The organism is Priestia veravalensis, from assembly GCF_001457055.1.
GTDB lineage: Bacteria > Bacillota > Bacilli > Bacillales > Bacillaceae_H > Priestia > Priestia flexa.
In genome coordinates, this window is record NZ_KQ758642.1 from 14,446 (window position 1) to 30,630 (window position 16,185).

General features: G+C 38.1%; 17 protein-coding genes and 2 pseudogenes. 3 read left to right on the plus strand and 16 right to left on the minus strand.

Annotated features, from left to right (window positions below; translation table 11 throughout):
- Positions 1–82: 82 nt before the first annotated feature.
- Positions 83–409 carry a nucleoside triphosphate pyrophosphohydrolase gene (locus AS180_RS08780; RefSeq protein WP_025911836.1) on the minus strand — a complete coding sequence of 109 codons (327 nt, stop codon included), beginning with the start codon at positions 407–409 and terminating at the stop codon, positions 83–85.
- Positions 410–573: 164 nt separating this feature from the next.
- Between AS180_RS08780 and AS180_RS08785 the strand changes: the two genes are divergently transcribed.
- Positions 574–1,143 (plus strand): DUF6434 domain-containing protein, encoded by a 570-nt coding sequence (locus AS180_RS08785; protein ID WP_062686710.1) that lies wholly within the window; start codon positions 574–576, stop codon positions 1,141–1,143.
- Positions 1,144–1,172: 29 nt separating this feature from the next.
- Here the strand turns inward: AS180_RS08785 and AS180_RS08790 are convergent, their stop codons facing one another.
- The 6 genes from AS180_RS08790 to AS180_RS08815 form a co-directional block, all read right to left on the minus strand.
- Positions 1,173–1,397, minus strand: coding sequence for a hypothetical protein (locus AS180_RS08790; RefSeq protein WP_025911834.1), 225 nt, complete (start codon positions 1,395–1,397; stop codon positions 1,173–1,175).
- A gap of 70 nt (positions 1,398–1,467) precedes the next feature.
- The gene (locus tag AS180_RS08795; protein WP_025911833.1) at positions 1,468–1,911 is read right to left on the minus strand and encodes a hypothetical protein; all 444 of its coding nucleotides are present in this window, start codon (positions 1,909–1,911) and stop codon (positions 1,468–1,470) included.
- Positions 1,912–2,050: 139 nt separating this feature from the next.
- Positions 2,051–2,524, minus strand: coding sequence for a hypothetical protein (locus AS180_RS08800; protein WP_025911832.1), 474 nt, complete (start codon positions 2,522–2,524; stop codon positions 2,051–2,053).
- A gap of 153 nt (positions 2,525–2,677) precedes the next feature.
- A complete protein-coding gene (locus tag AS180_RS08805; RefSeq protein WP_025911831.1) occupies positions 2,678–3,883 on the minus strand; it encodes an MFS transporter in 1,206 nt (401 codons plus the stop codon).
- A 140-nt stretch (positions 3,884–4,023) separates the two neighbouring features.
- Positions 4,024–4,593, minus strand: coding sequence for a TetR/AcrR family transcriptional regulator (locus tag AS180_RS08810; protein ID WP_025911830.1), 570 nt, complete (start codon positions 4,591–4,593; stop codon positions 4,024–4,026).
- Between the two features lie 124 nt (positions 4,594–4,717).
- Positions 4,718–5,974: a YeeE/YedE family protein gene (locus tag AS180_RS08815; protein ID WP_062686711.1), complete on the minus strand. Its 1,257-nt coding sequence runs from the start codon at positions 5,972–5,974 to the stop codon at positions 4,718–4,720.
- 152 nt (positions 5,975–6,126) lie between these two features.
- On the opposite strand from AS180_RS08815, the gene AS180_RS08820 reads away from it, so the two are divergent.
- Positions 6,127–6,342 carry a hypothetical protein gene (locus AS180_RS08820; RefSeq protein WP_061784931.1) on the plus strand — a complete coding sequence of 72 codons (216 nt, stop codon included), beginning with the start codon at positions 6,127–6,129 and terminating at the stop codon, positions 6,340–6,342.
- A gap of 75 nt (positions 6,343–6,417) precedes the next feature.
- On the opposite strand, the pseudogene AS180_RS08825 reads toward AS180_RS08820, so the two are convergent.
- Positions 6,418–7,131 (minus strand): annotated as a pseudogene (locus AS180_RS08825) (MFS transporter); the annotation flags it as partial.
- Here AS180_RS08825 and AS180_RS08830 point away from each other — a divergent pair.
- Positions 7,121–7,507: pseudogene (locus tag AS180_RS08830) on the plus strand (ROK family protein); the annotation flags it as partial. The pseudogenes AS180_RS08825 and AS180_RS08830 overlap by 11 nt on opposite strands.
- 24 nt (positions 7,508–7,531) lie before the next feature.
- Here the strand turns inward: AS180_RS08830 and melA are convergent.
- From melA to AS180_RS21630, 8 genes are all read right to left on the minus strand, one after another.
- On the minus strand, positions 7,532–8,854 hold the full coding sequence (gene melA, locus AS180_RS08835; protein WP_025911825.1) for an alpha-glucosidase/alpha-galactosidase: 1,323 nt from the start codon (positions 8,852–8,854) through the stop codon (positions 7,532–7,534).
- Between the two features lie 26 nt (positions 8,855–8,880).
- Positions 8,881–9,714, minus strand: a complete 834-nt coding sequence (locus AS180_RS08840) for a carbohydrate ABC transporter permease (RefSeq protein WP_263622020.1) — start codon at positions 9,712–9,714, stop codon at positions 8,881–8,883.
- On the minus strand, positions 9,711–10,550 hold the full coding sequence (locus AS180_RS08845; RefSeq protein ID WP_374699988.1) for a carbohydrate ABC transporter permease: 840 nt from the start codon (positions 10,548–10,550) through the stop codon (positions 9,711–9,713). Before AS180_RS08845 ends, AS180_RS08840 begins: the two co-directional genes overlap by 4 nt.
- 174 nt (positions 10,551–10,724) lie before the next feature.
- Positions 10,725–11,984, minus strand: a complete 1,260-nt coding sequence (locus tag AS180_RS08850) for an ABC transporter substrate-binding protein (protein WP_062686713.1) — start codon at positions 11,982–11,984, stop codon at positions 10,725–10,727.
- A gap of 305 nt (positions 11,985–12,289) precedes the next feature.
- A complete protein-coding gene (locus AS180_RS08855; RefSeq protein ID WP_025911820.1) occupies positions 12,290–13,333 on the minus strand; it encodes a LacI family DNA-binding transcriptional regulator in 1,044 nt (347 codons plus the stop codon).
- 186 nt (positions 13,334–13,519) lie between these two features.
- The gene (locus tag AS180_RS08860; protein ID WP_025911819.1) at positions 13,520–14,893 is read right to left on the minus strand and encodes an NCS1 family transporter; all 1,374 of its coding nucleotides are present in this window, start codon (positions 14,891–14,893) and stop codon (positions 13,520–13,522) included.
- Between the two features lie 283 nt (positions 14,894–15,176).
- Entirely contained in the window at positions 15,177–15,662 is a 486-nt protein-coding gene (locus tag AS180_RS21625) for a M23 family metallopeptidase (RefSeq protein ID WP_082636366.1), read from the minus strand.
- 27 nt (positions 15,663–15,689) lie between these two features.
- Positions 15,690–16,058: a hypothetical protein gene (locus tag AS180_RS21630; protein ID WP_082636367.1), complete on the minus strand. Its 369-nt coding sequence runs from the start codon at positions 16,056–16,058 to the stop codon at positions 15,690–15,692.
- Between the last annotated feature and the right edge of the window lie 127 nt (positions 16,059–16,185).

The window sequence follows — 16,185 nt, forward strand, 5'->3', positions numbered from 1 at the left end:
ACAACTTGAGTTTAGTTGTGCTTAAAAAGGAGCGTCTTTCTTTGGACAATTATCGTTTTAAAAAAGGTTTATATACTAAGAGTTATTGATCTTCCACCTCTACTAAAAAAACTCTTTCGTTAAAGCCACCTTTCTCATCTGCTTTTTGCTGACGCACATGTTCCAGCTGCTGAGGAGTTGCGCCGTTTAATGCAGCAAGCGCATAAACAACTTCTAGTAAATCCGCAAGCTCTTCTACTGCCTCGTGCTCCGTTTTGGCTTCCTTATATTCGCTCCATTCTTCTTCAGCTTTTTTCTTTAGTTCCTTTTTGTATTCATCAATAGTTAGGTTGCTTGTTGTATACTTCTTTCCGCTTTGTTCGATAATCTGCGGAATGTAATCACGGACTAGCTTATTATAAGCAGGCATTTGCTCGGCTCCTTTCCTCTAAATGATATGACTAATTATACTAAAAGGTGGAAATAAGGTGTAGTAAAGTGAATCGTTATGAATGGTATATTTTCTCTATTATGCCATTGACAAAATAAGAACTAATGTTCTAATGTTGAAATAGATGGAAAGGATGGTTATGTATGAGACCTAAACTGAATCAACACATTAAGACAAAAGAATTTCTCAGCTATTATTGGTTAAAGAAAGAACTACAAGGTTTTTGCCACGACCACCACATCCCCAGAAGTGGCTCCAAAGCAGAATTAACAGAGCGAATTCATCTCTTTTTGCAAACTGGAGAAATAAAACGTCCTGTTCATAAAAAGACGGGTGCTCCTAACGGTAAGAAGTTAGAAGAACTGAGTCTTGACACTGTTATTACAAAACACCATCGCTGTAGCCAAAGCGTACGGACATTTTTCAAAACTATCATTCCAAACTTTCATTTTTCAACCTATATCCAAAACTACTTTAAACAGAACAGTGGCAAGACATATCGTGATGTTGTGACGGCCTGGCATGAAGAAGAAAGCCGAAAAAAAGATCCTTCCTATCAGCGAGAAATTGGAGCCCAGTTTGAATATAACCAGTTTACAGGAGATTTCTTTGCAGACCCAACCAACAAAGGGAAAAGCCGTGCAGATGCAATTGCAGCGTGGCGTGCAGTAAAAGAACAGCCTGGAGCTCGAACATATAAAAGAAAAAACTAGGCACCGTACATGCCTAGTTTTCTACTACATTATGAAAGTCGTTTTGAAATAAAAAAGGAAATTGTTGCTGCTAGCATTGCTACTACAAGCGGAAACATATAAGTACTTTCACCAAAGGTAACCGTGCTTCCTAACGTTCCAACTTCTTCTGTCAAGCCTGGCTCATACAGCATCGTTAACAGCATACCACTACCTACTTGCAATACAAGCATTAACATTACAAAGCTAGCAATGAAGGCTATGTAATTTTTCAATGAATCCCCCCCTTTATTTCTATTACGAACGACCATCCAAAAAGTTTCATTTTATGGAAAATAAAAGAAATTATTCTTCATTATTGTTCTTCAACAAACTTTGAATATAAAGAGCATCTTCCACAGGAATTGTAGAATAGTCAACTTCATCCCACGTCTCACCCGTACGTTCCGCTATAACAGCTCCCTTATCGTTTAGCCAAAGACGAGACTCAACTAATAATGCCGATTGCTTTGGACTATTAAATGCTACGTAAAGATCCGGATTGTTTATATCTACATCCGCAGTATCAATGCTTTCTCGGTGAGCGTAAATCAGCGATAAGTTATCAACAGCAGCTTGATTTTCTAAGTCCGTAATGACCTTTTGAACGTCTGTCTCTCCGTCCTTCCCGTCGCCAATCCAGATTTCCCGAGTGACTTGATCAGACGTGGATTTTCCAAATACGTATCCTCCTAGAAAAAGTAAAAGCGCACCTATTATAATGGCAAATGGCTTGAAGTATCCTTTCACACAATAACCTCCTACAGTACTAATGAGTTTAGTATATCATTATTTTTATAAAATTCGTTATTTTCTTCCTTTTAGCATCTTATTCACCAAAGTTCCCCTTAACGCTTCCATAAAAAAACCTCTCTGAAGCAGAGAGGCTTTAAACGATAACAACAAATAAACTAAATAGCGCAATTGGAGCTACAAAAAATCCAAGTACATGCTTCCAATGATATGGCGTCTTTTTAAATGCCAATAAGCGATCCACAATAAAGAAAAAAAGCAGCATCGGGATGAAAAAAAGTGATAAAACAAAATGTAAAGCACCCGTAATCCACCACTTGTACTTACCTTCCCAGCGATTTGTAATCGTTTGCGCAATTAGCTCTACCACAAAAGAGGTTAAGATAACAGCTGAGCCTACAATAAAAAAGTAGTACCCAAGCGCGAAAAAACTCCCTTCTTTCTTAAACTCCTGAATAAAGTTAAGGATAGTAAAGTCAGCTGGCTTATCCGCAGGTATAATCGCCGTGACAAACGCTAAGACACTAATGGCAACAACCATGATTAGTCCTGCAATAAGCTTACGACTAATTAAATAGCCCATCGACTTTACAGATGAGGTTTCATTCATATATTCGTTCCTTCCTTATGTATCTTCTCTACTTTAATAAGTAGCAACATACAGCCTAAGCTGAAATATTTTACTAAAAGTGTATGAAACAACCTGTCAAAAGTCAATGAAAAACGTCCTATCCACTAGGAATAGAACGTTTTTCATTGACTTTTACTTCTCAACAACTGGATTTGACTGAGCTACTCGCTTTCCTACTGTTAACGATAAGACGAAACAAACGAATAAAACGATGGCCGCTGCTACATATGGAAAGTTGATATCAATATCAAATAAAATCCCTGCAACAAGAGGTCCTGCAATGTTTCCTAAACTTGTGTAAGCAGAATTTAAGCCGGCTACGTAGCCCTGCTGTTCTTGAGCAAGTTTTGACATTTGTGTACTAATAGCTGGTCGTAAAATATCGATTGCTAAAAACAGCGTAAACGTTACGACAACAATCAACCAGTATGCATGCGTGAACAAAGTTAAAAGTACGAATAAGCCTGCTACAAACAGACAGATTGAAATAACCCTTTTCTCACCAAACTTATTGACAATCCACCCAAAAATAGTGAGCTGAACAACAGCTCCTGCAATGGAACCAAACGTGATAATAAATGCTATATCTTTTGGCGTAAAGCCGAATTTACGATCTACAAATAAACCAAATACCGTCTCATAATTCGCTAAGCCAAACGAAGCAACAAACACAATAATTAAGCTTAAAAAGTACGGTTCCTTATACGAATTACGTAACTGTGTAAATAAGCTCTGCTTTTCTGTTTGAAGTGGGTCAGCCTTCACGCGTTCTTCCATTGGTGATTCAGGCAGAACAAATAAGGTAAGTAAGGCTGCGAAAACTCCTGCAACAGCTGCTGAATAAAACGGGACTCGCATGCCAAATTCAGCAATGAATCCACCGATTCCAGGGCCGATGATAAAGCCTGTTGTGATTGCTGCATTAATATACCCCATTCCTGTTGCGCGCTCTTTTGGCGTCGTAATATCAGCTGTATAAGCCATAACGGCTGGCATAATTAATGCTGCACTAATTCCGCCCAGCATACGAGCGCCAAACAATAGCGCCGGTGCATTGGCAATTCCAAATAGCCACTCTGACACGGCAAAGATCAACATACCGGTAACGATCATTTTTTTACGCCCAAAAGAGTCCGATAATCTCCCTGCAACAGGTGAAAAGATAAACTGTGTTAACGAAAATGCAGCGACAAGCATTCCAACGATACTTCCGCTAATTTGAAGCTCAATCATATAAGTTGGCATAATGGGAATTACAAGACCTATTCCCATAAACACCAAAAAGATGTTAAGCATTAAAAGCAGCATGGCTCCTTTATTTCTTAACAGTAGTGACATAAATAACCCTCCAACTTTCTCCTATATTCTCCATAAAACACGAAAACTATTTTTGTTTTTTTAGTTTTTATCGACCGATAAAAGAGACTGACTCCCATGAAAACAAGAGATATGCCAGACTCTGTCGTATGCGCTCTATTTTAAAGTTCCGATTTTACCTTACTTGTTAAAAGGCCGTGCAATAGCATATCAACAATCGTATCGAGCGCATCTGATACGGTTAATCGATTTTCTAAAAAAAAGCTTCGATCTAAAGTCGAATTCACAGCGTCGATGATTACCTTCATCATTAAATCAAGATTTCGATTTACAATAATTCCTTCTTCTATTCCTTGCTTTATGAGCTCTCTCAGTGAGTCCCACTGGTTCAAAGCCACATTTAACTGCTCCCACTGTGCTGGGTAGTAGCGCTTCATCTGCTCAATGATACATAAGTCATAGAAGTCATTATACTCTGGAATAACGGTAATAACTCGCTTGATTTTGTCCACCAAAGATAGATTTTCATTATTCACAATCGCTTCGGTTTTCTGATCAAAATCCTGTAGCGTTTGAGTGATAATGGTATCTAAAATCTCTACTTTGGACGAGAAATGTTCGTACAGCGTCCGTTTACTAATGCCTAGCCTTTTGGCTAAGTCATCCATTGTAAATTTCATTCCTTTATGATGAATCTCTTCGATAAATGCCTGCATAATTCGCTCTTTCATTATCAGTCCTCCTCGTGACAAACTCATAAAACATTTTTAGTTTTTCTATTTTCTCATTCTATCTCACTTCTCATATAAGTACAAGAAAAAAACCTACTTGCTGAATAAGCAAGTAGGTTTTCTCTTAACAAATCGAATCGTTTGGTTTTGGATTCTTTAATCCGAACAATGGTCGAATAAATAAGGCTAGCGTTGTTCCTAACATTGCCATAACCATCCATACCCAACCGTGTAAGCTAAACGATGCGATTCCTCCAAAATAAGCACCAATGTTACAACCAAATGCTAAGCGAGAACCATAGCCCATTAATAGGCCACCTACAACTGCTGCTCCTGCAACTCCTGGCTTAATTTTACCAGGCTTGAACGTTCCTTGAGCTGCCGCTGAGATAAACGCGCCTAAAATAATGCCAAAGTTCATTACGCTTGTAGAGTCGGCAAGAACCGTTTGCGTTAACGCTTGACCATTCGCTCCTTGGAAATAACCCCAAGTCGAAACATCAATTCCTGTTGCCATTAACGCTTTACCACCCCATAAAGCAAATGCTGACGTAATGCCCCAAGGGTTACCGCGTACTGTTAGCGTTAGAGCATTTAAAAGTGCTAAGATAATTGCTGCCGCAAATAATGGCCAAGAACCACGAATAACTTTCTTCCATCCTGTTGTTGTTGGAAGCTGCTTCATCATTGGCGGATTTTTCTTTTTAGCAAGCTGAACTGTAATCCAGTAAATAACTACAAATGCCACCATTTGAACAACCCATGCACCGAAATAGCCAAGCCCAGTTGATTCAGCTAACGAAATTGGTTGGAACGATGGCATATCCTCCATCCAAAATGTAAAGTGATACGCTGCAAGTAGTGAACCTCCAATGAATGAAACGAGCGTAATGATCATAGAAGACGAACCGCCACCAAGATTATAAAGAGTACCTGATGCACATCCGTTTCCTAGCTGCATTCCAATTCCGAATAAAAATGCTCCTACCACCACACTCACGCCTACTGGTGACACATAACCTGCCGGTGTCGTACCGGTAAAGCTAAACCCAGTGCTTAAAATAATAGCAAACAGCGTGGAAGCTACTGCTAGCATAAGCATATGTGCCTGTAAACCTTGTACGTTTCCGACCGACATTAATCGTCTAAACGCTGAAGTAAAACCAAATCGTGCATATAGTAACGTCGCGCCAAGAGCGAGACCGATAATAAATAATACACCTTGTGTCCAATTTGTTGTGTTTACAATCGCTGTTAGTAACACGACCGAAATTAAAATTCCGACAATAACTAACGGCTTTTGCATTGGACTAAGCTCCGTAACAACCGTTGTGCGAGCTGAATTAGTATGCTTAGAAGTTTGTACAGTTGTTGATGCCATGATATACACCTCATATCTTATAGATTTAGTAAGAATTGAACTTTTTTTATCGTACAACATATCTTTTATCCTGTAAACCTCTTTGCTCTCTTTTCATCGAAAGAGTTGATTTTCAGTGCTTCATCCATTATTTTTAAAACTAGGTGATAAAAGTGAAAGTAGAAAAGCTGAAAAAAACGCTAACAACTGTAGGTATTGTAATTTTTGTTTTAATGTTTATCGTGAACTTAATTATTACAAAAGGAGCCATTGTGGACACGCTAATTCGCATGTCTTCTCTTATCATTCTCTTGCCTATTTTTTTATTTTTCGTCTATCAAATGGGGAAGACACACTATAAACGTTTGGAACAAGAAGAAAACGAGTAGGGAACTCCCTACTCGTCAATCTACAAAAATCCGGAAACGTATATTTTATGGTTTACTTTGAATGATTCTCCTAATTTAAATAATTTGACTATCTTTTTGGTCTTCTTTTCTTTTTCTCCATGTATTTTCCATCTGTTCAAGCGTTTTTCCTTTCGTTTCCGGAACAAGCTTCCAGACAAATAAAGCAGAAAGTACACTCATCAAACCATAAAAACCATATGTTAATCCTCCACTATACTCCATCATTGTAGGATATGTAGAGGAAATAAAATAGTTAGCCGCCCATTGAACTGCTACAGCGATAGCTACAGCTCGGCCTCTAATTTTATTAGGAAAAATCTCCGAAATCAGCACCCAGCATATTGGTCCCCATGACATCATAAATGAAGCTGTATAAATAATAATAAATATAAGTGTCCCTATTCCAATCATATTAGAAAATGCCATACTTGATACACCAAACATTCCAATAGACATTCCAATTGAACCTACTATTAATAAGGGCTTTCTCCCCCATCGATCAACTGTTAAAATTGCAATAATTGTAAAAACAACATTCACTAATCCCATAATAATGGTTTGCAACATTGAAGAATCTTTAGCAGCTCCCATACTTTCAAAAATACGTGGGGCATAATATAAAGCTACATTTATACCTACAAATTGTTGAAAAACAGAAAGTAGTATTCCTACAATAATCACCAATTTCCCATAGGCGAATAACTTTTGAGAAGAAGCATTCATTGTAATAGTTTGTTTGATATCCATCAAAATGGCTTTTGCTTCTGAAAAAGCTTTACTAGCTTCTTTTTCTTCTGTAGAAGAAAAAAATGAAAAAAATTTGGTACGAAAAGAAATTATTGAACGTGCAAATAAAAATGATGTGGATGCCTTAAGTGCACTACAAAACTTTGGATTCTATATTAGTATTGGCATCACTAACATTCTCAATACTTTTGACACACAAGCCATTATTCTAAGGAATAATATTATCGAATCTCACCCGATTGTGTTAAACACCATTAAAAATGAAGTTGCTTCTAGGGTACATTCTCATTTAGAAAATACATGTGAACTACTCCCCTCTTCATTAGAAAAAAATGCACCTGCATTAGGTGCTGTCTCAATTGTTATTAATCATTTCTTAAATGTTCAAAACGAGTAGGGAATTTTCCCTACTCATTTATTATTAGATAGACTGATACACTTTTCCTGAAAACTGTGGTAACCAATCACCATGTGCTTCAATCAAATCGTCACATAGTAAAACAATATCATCCATTGATAGTTCAGCACTTGTATGAGGGTCTAACATTGCAGCTTGGTAGATATGCTCACGCTTTTTGGTCACTGCTGCTTCGATTGTTAAAAGTTGCGTATTGATATTTGTACGATTAAGCGCTGCTAGTTGCTCTGGTAGCTCTCCGATATAACCTGGAATAATACCGCTACGATCAACGATACACGGGACTTCTACGCACGCTTTTTGTGGCAGGTTACTAATTAAACCACCTGTGTTTAATACGTTGCCTGCAAACTTAAATGGCGTATTCGTTTCCATCGCTTCAATGATACGTGAACCATATTCATGAGAGCGCGTGTGCGTGAGATTTCTGTTATGAACAAGCTCTTCTCGCATCGTTTCCCATTGGCTAATTTGCTCTTCGCATCGTCTTGGGTATTCATCAAGCGGAATGTTAAATTGGTCGATTAAACCTGGATAGTTGTTCTTAATAAAATATGGGTGATACTCTGCGTTATGTTCAGACGACTCCGTAATATAATAACCAAACTTGTCCATAAGCTCGAAACGCACCATATCATTATGCTTTATTTTTTGCTTTTCACGAGCACGGCGCTTAATTTCAGGATATAAGTCTTTTCCATCCCGCTTTACTTCTAATAGCCATGCCATATGATTAATACCTGCGATTTTTTCTTCAATTCCTTCGTGATCCATTTCAAGCGCCTTAAATAAATCTTTGGTACATACCTGTACGCTATGACAAAGCCCGACCGCCTGAATATCCGTATAGCGTAACATCGCACCCGTTAAAGTAGCCATTGGATTTGTGTAATTTAAAAACAGCGCATCCGGGCAGACTTCTTCCATATCTTTTGCAAAATCAAGCATCACTGGAATGGTGCGCAGAGATCTAAAGATACCACCAATGCCAACCGTGTCACCAATCGTTTGGCGAAGACCATATTTCTTTGGAATATCAAAATCAATTACCGTACTTGGTTTATATCCCCCTACCTGTATGGCATTGATTACGTACTTTGCGCCTTTAAGCGCTTCTTTTCGATTAAGGTACGATTTAACCGTCACGTTGATTTTATAGTTTTCTTTTAGGTTATTAAGCATGTTTTCTGAATCCTTTAAACGCTGCTCGTCGATATCATATAAGGCAAATTCAAATCCTGCCAAAGCCGGAACAAACATGCAGTCTCCTAAAATATTTTTGGCGAATACTGTACTTCCTGCACCGATAAACGTAATTTTTGTCATTAATTCTCTCCCTCTCTTTTCATCATTTAGCCTTTAACAGATCCCGAAGCTAAGCCGGCAATAAAATATTTTTGTAGAAGTAAAAATAAAATTGTCATCGGCAGCATAGCGATTAAAGCTGCTGCTCCTACTAAGCTCAAATTATGCTGATTTTGTGCAAAGAAACTGGCAAGCGTAACCGTTAATGTATGCATTTCTTTATCTTGCAAGAAGAAAATCGCAAACTGATAATCGTTCCAAATATACACGCATGAAATGATTAAAACAGACGCCGTCACTGGCTTTAACAGTGGGAAGACGATGCGGAAAAAGATACCTAACGTACTTGCTCCATCAATTTTCGCTGCTTCTTCGAGCTCTTTTGAAATCGTCGAGCGAATGAATCCTGCATATAGAAAGATTGTTAATGGTAAAAATGCTGCCACATTGTTTAAGATAGCAATTTGGTATGTGTTCATCATCCCCATGTTAACCACCATTTTGTAAAGGGGAACAAGTGCTGTTAGCGGGGGGATGACCATAATTCCAATAAAGATAAAGTAGACGTATTTATTTAGCTTTGTTTGACGACGTGCTAGTGGATAAGCAGCGAGCGAACCTAATACAATAAGTAAAACGGCTGAGCAAAACGTAATAATAACCGTATTTAAGAACGCTGTACCAAGTCCTGCTTGACTCCACGCATCAGCAAAATTTTGAACATTGGGCTGTGATGGAAATACCCACTTTGAACTGAAGTCTCCCGCTGGTTTAAGCGATGTTGTCACAAGAATATAGAACGGCACAATATGAAAGATGGTGATCACAACAGCCAAAACTGTAAGCCATCTTTTTTTCTTCTTATTCGTGTAATCAATCATGCTTCTGTCTCCTTCCTCTTAAAGTAAATCAATGCTCCGATGCTAATAATTAAAATAATCACAGCCATAAATACACCCTGCGTTGCAGCGTAACCTGCGTCTTGTCGTTTAAAGTATAAATCATACATAAACGTTGACATAGATTGTGATGCATCTCCAGGCCCCCCGCCTGTTAAGGCAACAATTACGTCAAACAACTTTAGTCCTCCAATAATATTTAAAACAACGTTAATTGTAATAGACGGCATTAGTAAAGGAAGAGTAATCGTTTTAAACTGCTGCCAACCAGAAGCACCATCTAACTGAGCTGCTTCATAATAATCTTTTGAAATCCCTTGAAGTCCCGCAAGATAAATAATCATCGCAATCCCAACAAACTGATACGTATTAACAAATACAATGATCCATGGATTCAAACTTGCATTCCCTAGTGCGTTAACCGGTTCATACCCAAAGAGCATCAGCACATCATTCAGCGCTCCACCTTGAAATGAGAAGAAAAAGTACCAAATGTATCCCATAATAATCGGGCTAATAATAACCGGTAAATAAACAATCGTACGCGTGAATGTTTTCATTCGAATACTTTGATTCAACAAAAGTGCATACAACAAGCCCAGTATATTCTGAAAAATTGTACTTCCAATTCCGTACAATAGCGTATTTTTCACAACCAGCCACGTTGTTGGATCCGCTAGTAACCTCTGATACTGTTCAACTCCAATCCAATCATATGTTTGCGAAAAACCATTCCAGTTTGTAAACGAAAGCTGGATGCCATTAATGAATGGATAAATAATAAACAGCGTAACAATGACAAGCCCAGGTAAGTACATCCACCATAAAGATGATTCTTTTTTGAGCTTAGTTGACTTTTTTTTCTTTATAACTGAAGTAGACTCTTTGGGTAGCCGCTCGTTTCTTACTAATTCGCTCATAACCTCACTCCTATTTCAGCTAGATGCAGTTTGCAGAAAGCAGCACAATTAAGCACTGCTTTCCCTAACTTTTTACTGCTTTCGCAAGCGGTTATACTCTTCTTCCATTTTCTTAGAAAGCTGTTTTGCTGTAAGCGTTCCAGCTAATAGCTCTTGACCTGTTGTTGACATCACAGACCACATACCGCTTGGTAAGTACTTACGATCAAAGTATGGCTCTACCTTTACTTCTTCATATTGCTTATAAAACTCTGAGTAGTAGTTATCTACTTCCGCATTTTTTAATGCCGCTGTAGAAGATGTGCCTTCAGCTATTTTCTTTACATTTTCCGGCTTAGCCGCAAATTCAATAAATTCCTTTGCCTCGTCTAGGTTTTTAGAATCTTTCCATGCTGCTAGTGTAAAGCGCTCGCCGCCAATCCAACTTTGTGCATCCCCTTTATGAACAGCTGGTACAGGAATTGTTCCAACCTTTACTTCAGGATTTAGTTCTGTTGCATCAGGACCTAAGGAGCCTCCTACGAATGTAAACGCAATTTTATCTTGTGCCATAAGCTCCGTTACCTGGGATTGTTTCGCTGTTAATACATCTTTGTTGAGTAAATCTTTTTTCTTTAAATCAACCATCAACTCTCCTAGCTGATCGTATTTTGACCAGTTGAAGCTTCCATCTAACAGCTCGTCTCCATGTCCATTCTCTTTGTCAGTAATAAGATATGGCGTAGCGATTTGGTCAAAGATTTGCGCAATATTTCCGTTTTCTCCTCCAGGAATCCAAAGCGGTACGACATCACCTTTGCTTTTGTTTTTTACTACTTCTAATGCTTTCACAAACTCATCCATTGTTTGTGGTGGTTTAATTCCGTATTGTTCTAGTAGTTTCACATTATAGCTAATCCCATCTTTAGCTTGATTTAACGGGTAAGCGTACACCTTGCCGCTTTCATCTTTTAAAATTTGATCAAGCGCAGGATCTAAGTCTTTCACCCAATTCATGTCTTTTAAATCTGCAACATATTCACCGTATCGAAGCTGTGACCAACCGTGCGTATCAAATAAATCTAGCATGTCGTTGGCACCCATCTTCACACGAAGCATATCCTCATATCCGTTTCCAGGAAAGTTTGCTTCAATCGCTATATCAGGATTTTCCTTTTCAAAATCTGCAATTACGCTTTCTAATGCTGCTCTTTCTCCTTTATTACTCATTGTGGAAAACAGTGTTAGTGTGACTTTACCACCATCACCAGAAGAAGCTCCTTTGCTTCCACACCCCGCCGCAAATACCGCAAAAACCATAAACAAAATTAACAAACGCGTCACGTTCTTCATGTGCTCCTCCTACACGTTATTTATTTAGAATTTTCTGATTAATTAGGATAAAACGGTTTTATTGCCAGAAAATAAAAAAGTAAGTATAATAGGCTTCTATATGTTTTATTTGAGGTTAAAAACCCCTAGATAAGAAGGACTGCCATCTTGCTTGTTCCGCTTTATCTGCCAATAAAACGGAAGCATTTGCTCTAGGTTTTTTAATCTCTTTTTTTTATGTGTTTTTTACTTTCGATTTCTTCTCCCCCTTACAATCATTTACGTTCCAATAAGGCTCGTGCATCACCTCCTTTCAGTTATACTGTTTACGCCCCGCTAGCCATTCGTTTCATTGTTAAACCACAGCTATCTCGAATTACTAATTTTGTAGGTACCGTCACCTTTAGCGGAATCTTGCGCCCATTTATTCGATCCATTAGTAAGTTGACCGCTAACCGGCCCATCTGCTCCGTGTAGACCTTGACCGTGGTTAGAGGCGTACTCGTAAATTCTGCAACATCTACATCGTTAAAGCTTACAATCGCAACATCTTCTGGCACTTTACGATTCGCTTTTTGAAGAGCTCGCATTGCGCCAATCGCCATTGAATCGCTCGCTATGAAAAAGGCTTCTGGCAAATTTCCTTGTTTAATCGCTTTCTCCATTAACTCATACCCTTGAGCCATGGCGAATTCACCAATATGAACATCGCTAGAACAAAACATTCCTTTTTTCTCTAGTATTTTTTCAAATGTTGTTTGGCGCTTATCTTCAATAACCTGATTTCCGTTTATAAAATGTTCTCGTTCACGTCCTCCGATGTAGCCAATACGCTGATAACCTAACTGTATTAAATGCTCAAGCGCACTTTCCGTTGCGCGTTCAAAATCGCTGATGACTGAATCATATGTATTTTCATCCGCTAAGTGATTGACAAAGATAATATTGTCGAGATGATTACTAACAGTTTGAATCGTCTCAGCACTAATGCGCCCGACAACAATTAAACCATCTAGGTCATGAAGCACTTCTTCTCGATGCATGCTTTTTAGACGAAACATTCGATTTGTTAAAATTCCTCTCTCTATGCAAGCATTCTCAATTCCGTGTCGTATAGATGAAAAGAAGGGGTCTGCCAGCTCTTCTTCAACAGTTTGGGCAAACATAATACCAATACGGGGAGTAAGATTTGCATCTCCCGTCTCTCCTTTACGCGCTCTTACGGGTGTATAATTCAATGCTTTTGCAGCTTTTAAAACTCGACTTCTGGTTTCATCAGAAACAGAAAGTGTATGATCATTGTTTAACACCCTAGATGCGGTGGTGCTTGAAACTTTTGCAGCAGTTGCTACCTCTTTTAACGTGGTCATATACACTACCTCACTACATGTGTTTTTTACTCATTTTTCAGTAAATTTTACCTAGATAAATGAAGAATAACATATATATAAAGCGCTTTCAATATATTTTTTGAAATTTTCAATAAATTTTTATCTTTTATTAGTAAACTTTCACTAAACACACTAAAATCCAGGTAGGAGTTTCCCTACCTGGATTCAGCTCGCTTCTTCACGTTTTAATGGGGCTGAATGACGGAATGTTTGATTAAGCCCTTCTCTTACATACTGCTCATGCTTCATGATCCATGTTTTCATTAACACAACATACACAAGGGCTGCAGGAATTAAACCTAAAAACCACGAAAGTTCCACGTTAATAAACGCGAGAGACGTTCCAACAATTGTGGCGATAATAGCGGCAGGATTCCACCCTTTAAATGCCATAAATAGTTTACCTTCATATAGCGGAGCCACATTATAATTACCTTTATGAATAAAGTAAAAGTCTGCTACCATAATCGCAAAAATCGGACCTAAAAAAGCTGAAACAACTGCGATAAATGTTAAAAATAATGAATCCGTCATAATAAACCATGGACACGTTACTACTCCTAGTACTCCGACAATTACGCAGGCTTTTTCCCATGAGATTTTAAATAAATCCATTGCCACAAGTACTGGAGGCATGATATTAGCTACTAAGTTTGTTGTAACTTGGGCTAGAGCAATAAAGATTAACACAATAATACTGGCTGCTACATTCGAAATATGATTTGAGATAATATCAACAGGATTCCAGACGCCGACGGCCGCTGCTCCTAAAATGCCGACAAATGGCAATAAAATCATCGGTGGAACAATCCCTACAACGTGAGCTCCTACAAACGTACCAGCTGAAGATTTACGTGGGAAGTAGCGAGTGTAATCTGAAATATTAATGAGCAGTGCAGCAAATTGACCGATTAACACCGTCATCGCAAGCCAAAATGGAATTCCCCAGGAACCCTCGGTGTTAGCGACTTTCTCAACTTCGAATCCAAAGGTGGATAAAAAGAGAAAAATCAAATACACAACGCCCAGCATAATAATGACAGATCCTACAATTTCAATCCACTTAATCGATTGAATGCCTTTAGCTGATAGGAAGATTTGGAGCGCTTGAAATGCAAAAAACCAGACCCAAACGTTATCAAAACCGATAAGTCCCATAAACACTTGGTTCAGCGCCTGAGCCCCCAGCCAAGATTGGACTCCATACCAGAATAACGCGGGGACCGCTCGCATTAAAGCTGGAATTCGAGAACCTACCGGACCAAAGGAAGATCTAAGCTGAACAACCATTGGAATCCCGTGTTTCCATCCTACTCGTCCATTTAACGCAAATAACAAAGCAGCGAGAATATTCGCTAGAATTAAAGCGATAAAAGCTTGCGTCAAATTCAACTTCCCAAAAGGTGGAATTAAACTTGAACCTAACATAAATGAACCAACCATTACGGCATCTCCCCACCACATTGCCACATACGCTTTTGGACCTAAAATACGATATTTCTCGTGCGCAATTGGACGTAAATCAGCGTTTTGTTCCATTTATTACTCATCCTCCTAAACCTAACTTTTTGTGTTATAAAATATAACATCTAGTTTTTTTAGTTTACAGGATGATTATTGTTAATTCATCGGAAAAGGAATGAATTTTCAGTTTTTTATTTGTGTATTTTCAACAAAAGAACTACTACCTCTGTGTAAATAATGACTCTTTTGAAGGAGTTTTCGTGTTTCAATGATTGTACAAAAAAAGCCGTCATAACATAACGGCCTTTCCAAACAATTATCGTAAGTAATAATGTTAGATTATTTTATTCGTTCACTTTCAGCTAAAAGTTGGAATGACGTAGTCGCCACGAATTGGTTCCATACCATTTTTAAACTGAATTTGCAGCGACTCGCTTGTAAAGAGATTATGACCATTCATAACTTGAAAGTGAATATGAGGCTCTGTTGAATTACCTGAATTTCCACAGCTTCCAATCCACTTCCCTTCATAAACAAGATCTCCTTCTTTTACTAAAATACTCCCTTGTTTAAAGTGCGCTAATAAACTATATTCGCTGTTTCCGTGGTCAATTATCACATAGTTCCCCGCTGGGTGTTCGGTATCCACATCACCGATTGGGTTATCTTTTAACCCATCCACTACCGCAACGACCTTCCCTTCAGCCGGCGCAACTACTTTTTGGTTAAATGCATAGTAGTCTTCTAGTTCATCCCCATATTCTTTATACGTGCTTTCATCACGGTGAATAACTAAGTCATACGCATAGCGCTGTGAAATAATTAGATAATGATAGTTTAACAGCGCGTTTGTACCTCCCCATAGTACAAACTATTCTTGGTTAATTGGCATTCTATATGTACGCGACGTTTTGCATATGTTCGCTTGTTGTTCAATTAGCTGAAGTTCCAAACCAACAATTGTCCCATTCTCCTCAACGAATAGGCTAATTCCTTTACGCTCCTTACTATCAATCCAGATATATTGTTGAACAGACGATGAGATTGACAGAAGTGTTTCTAAGCTATATTTCTCAACTCCTTGATTGAACTCTTCGCTCATATGTAAAAAGTCTGTGAACGGTACTTCTAACTGAAATTCTTCGCTTAATTGATGATAAATAATAGCAAACTCACCAGCTAAAAAAAACTCAGCAAACTCTTCGATTTGAAATTTTGTTTTAATATGCTTTTGTTTCATTACATTATTCCCCTTTTCAACACACGTTGTTTATCTTTTTCTTTCTTATTTAGTAATACGAATTTCAAGTTTAAAAAGTTTCTTATTTTGTAAAATTTATCTATGTTTTTTCTGGTATGATGAAGAA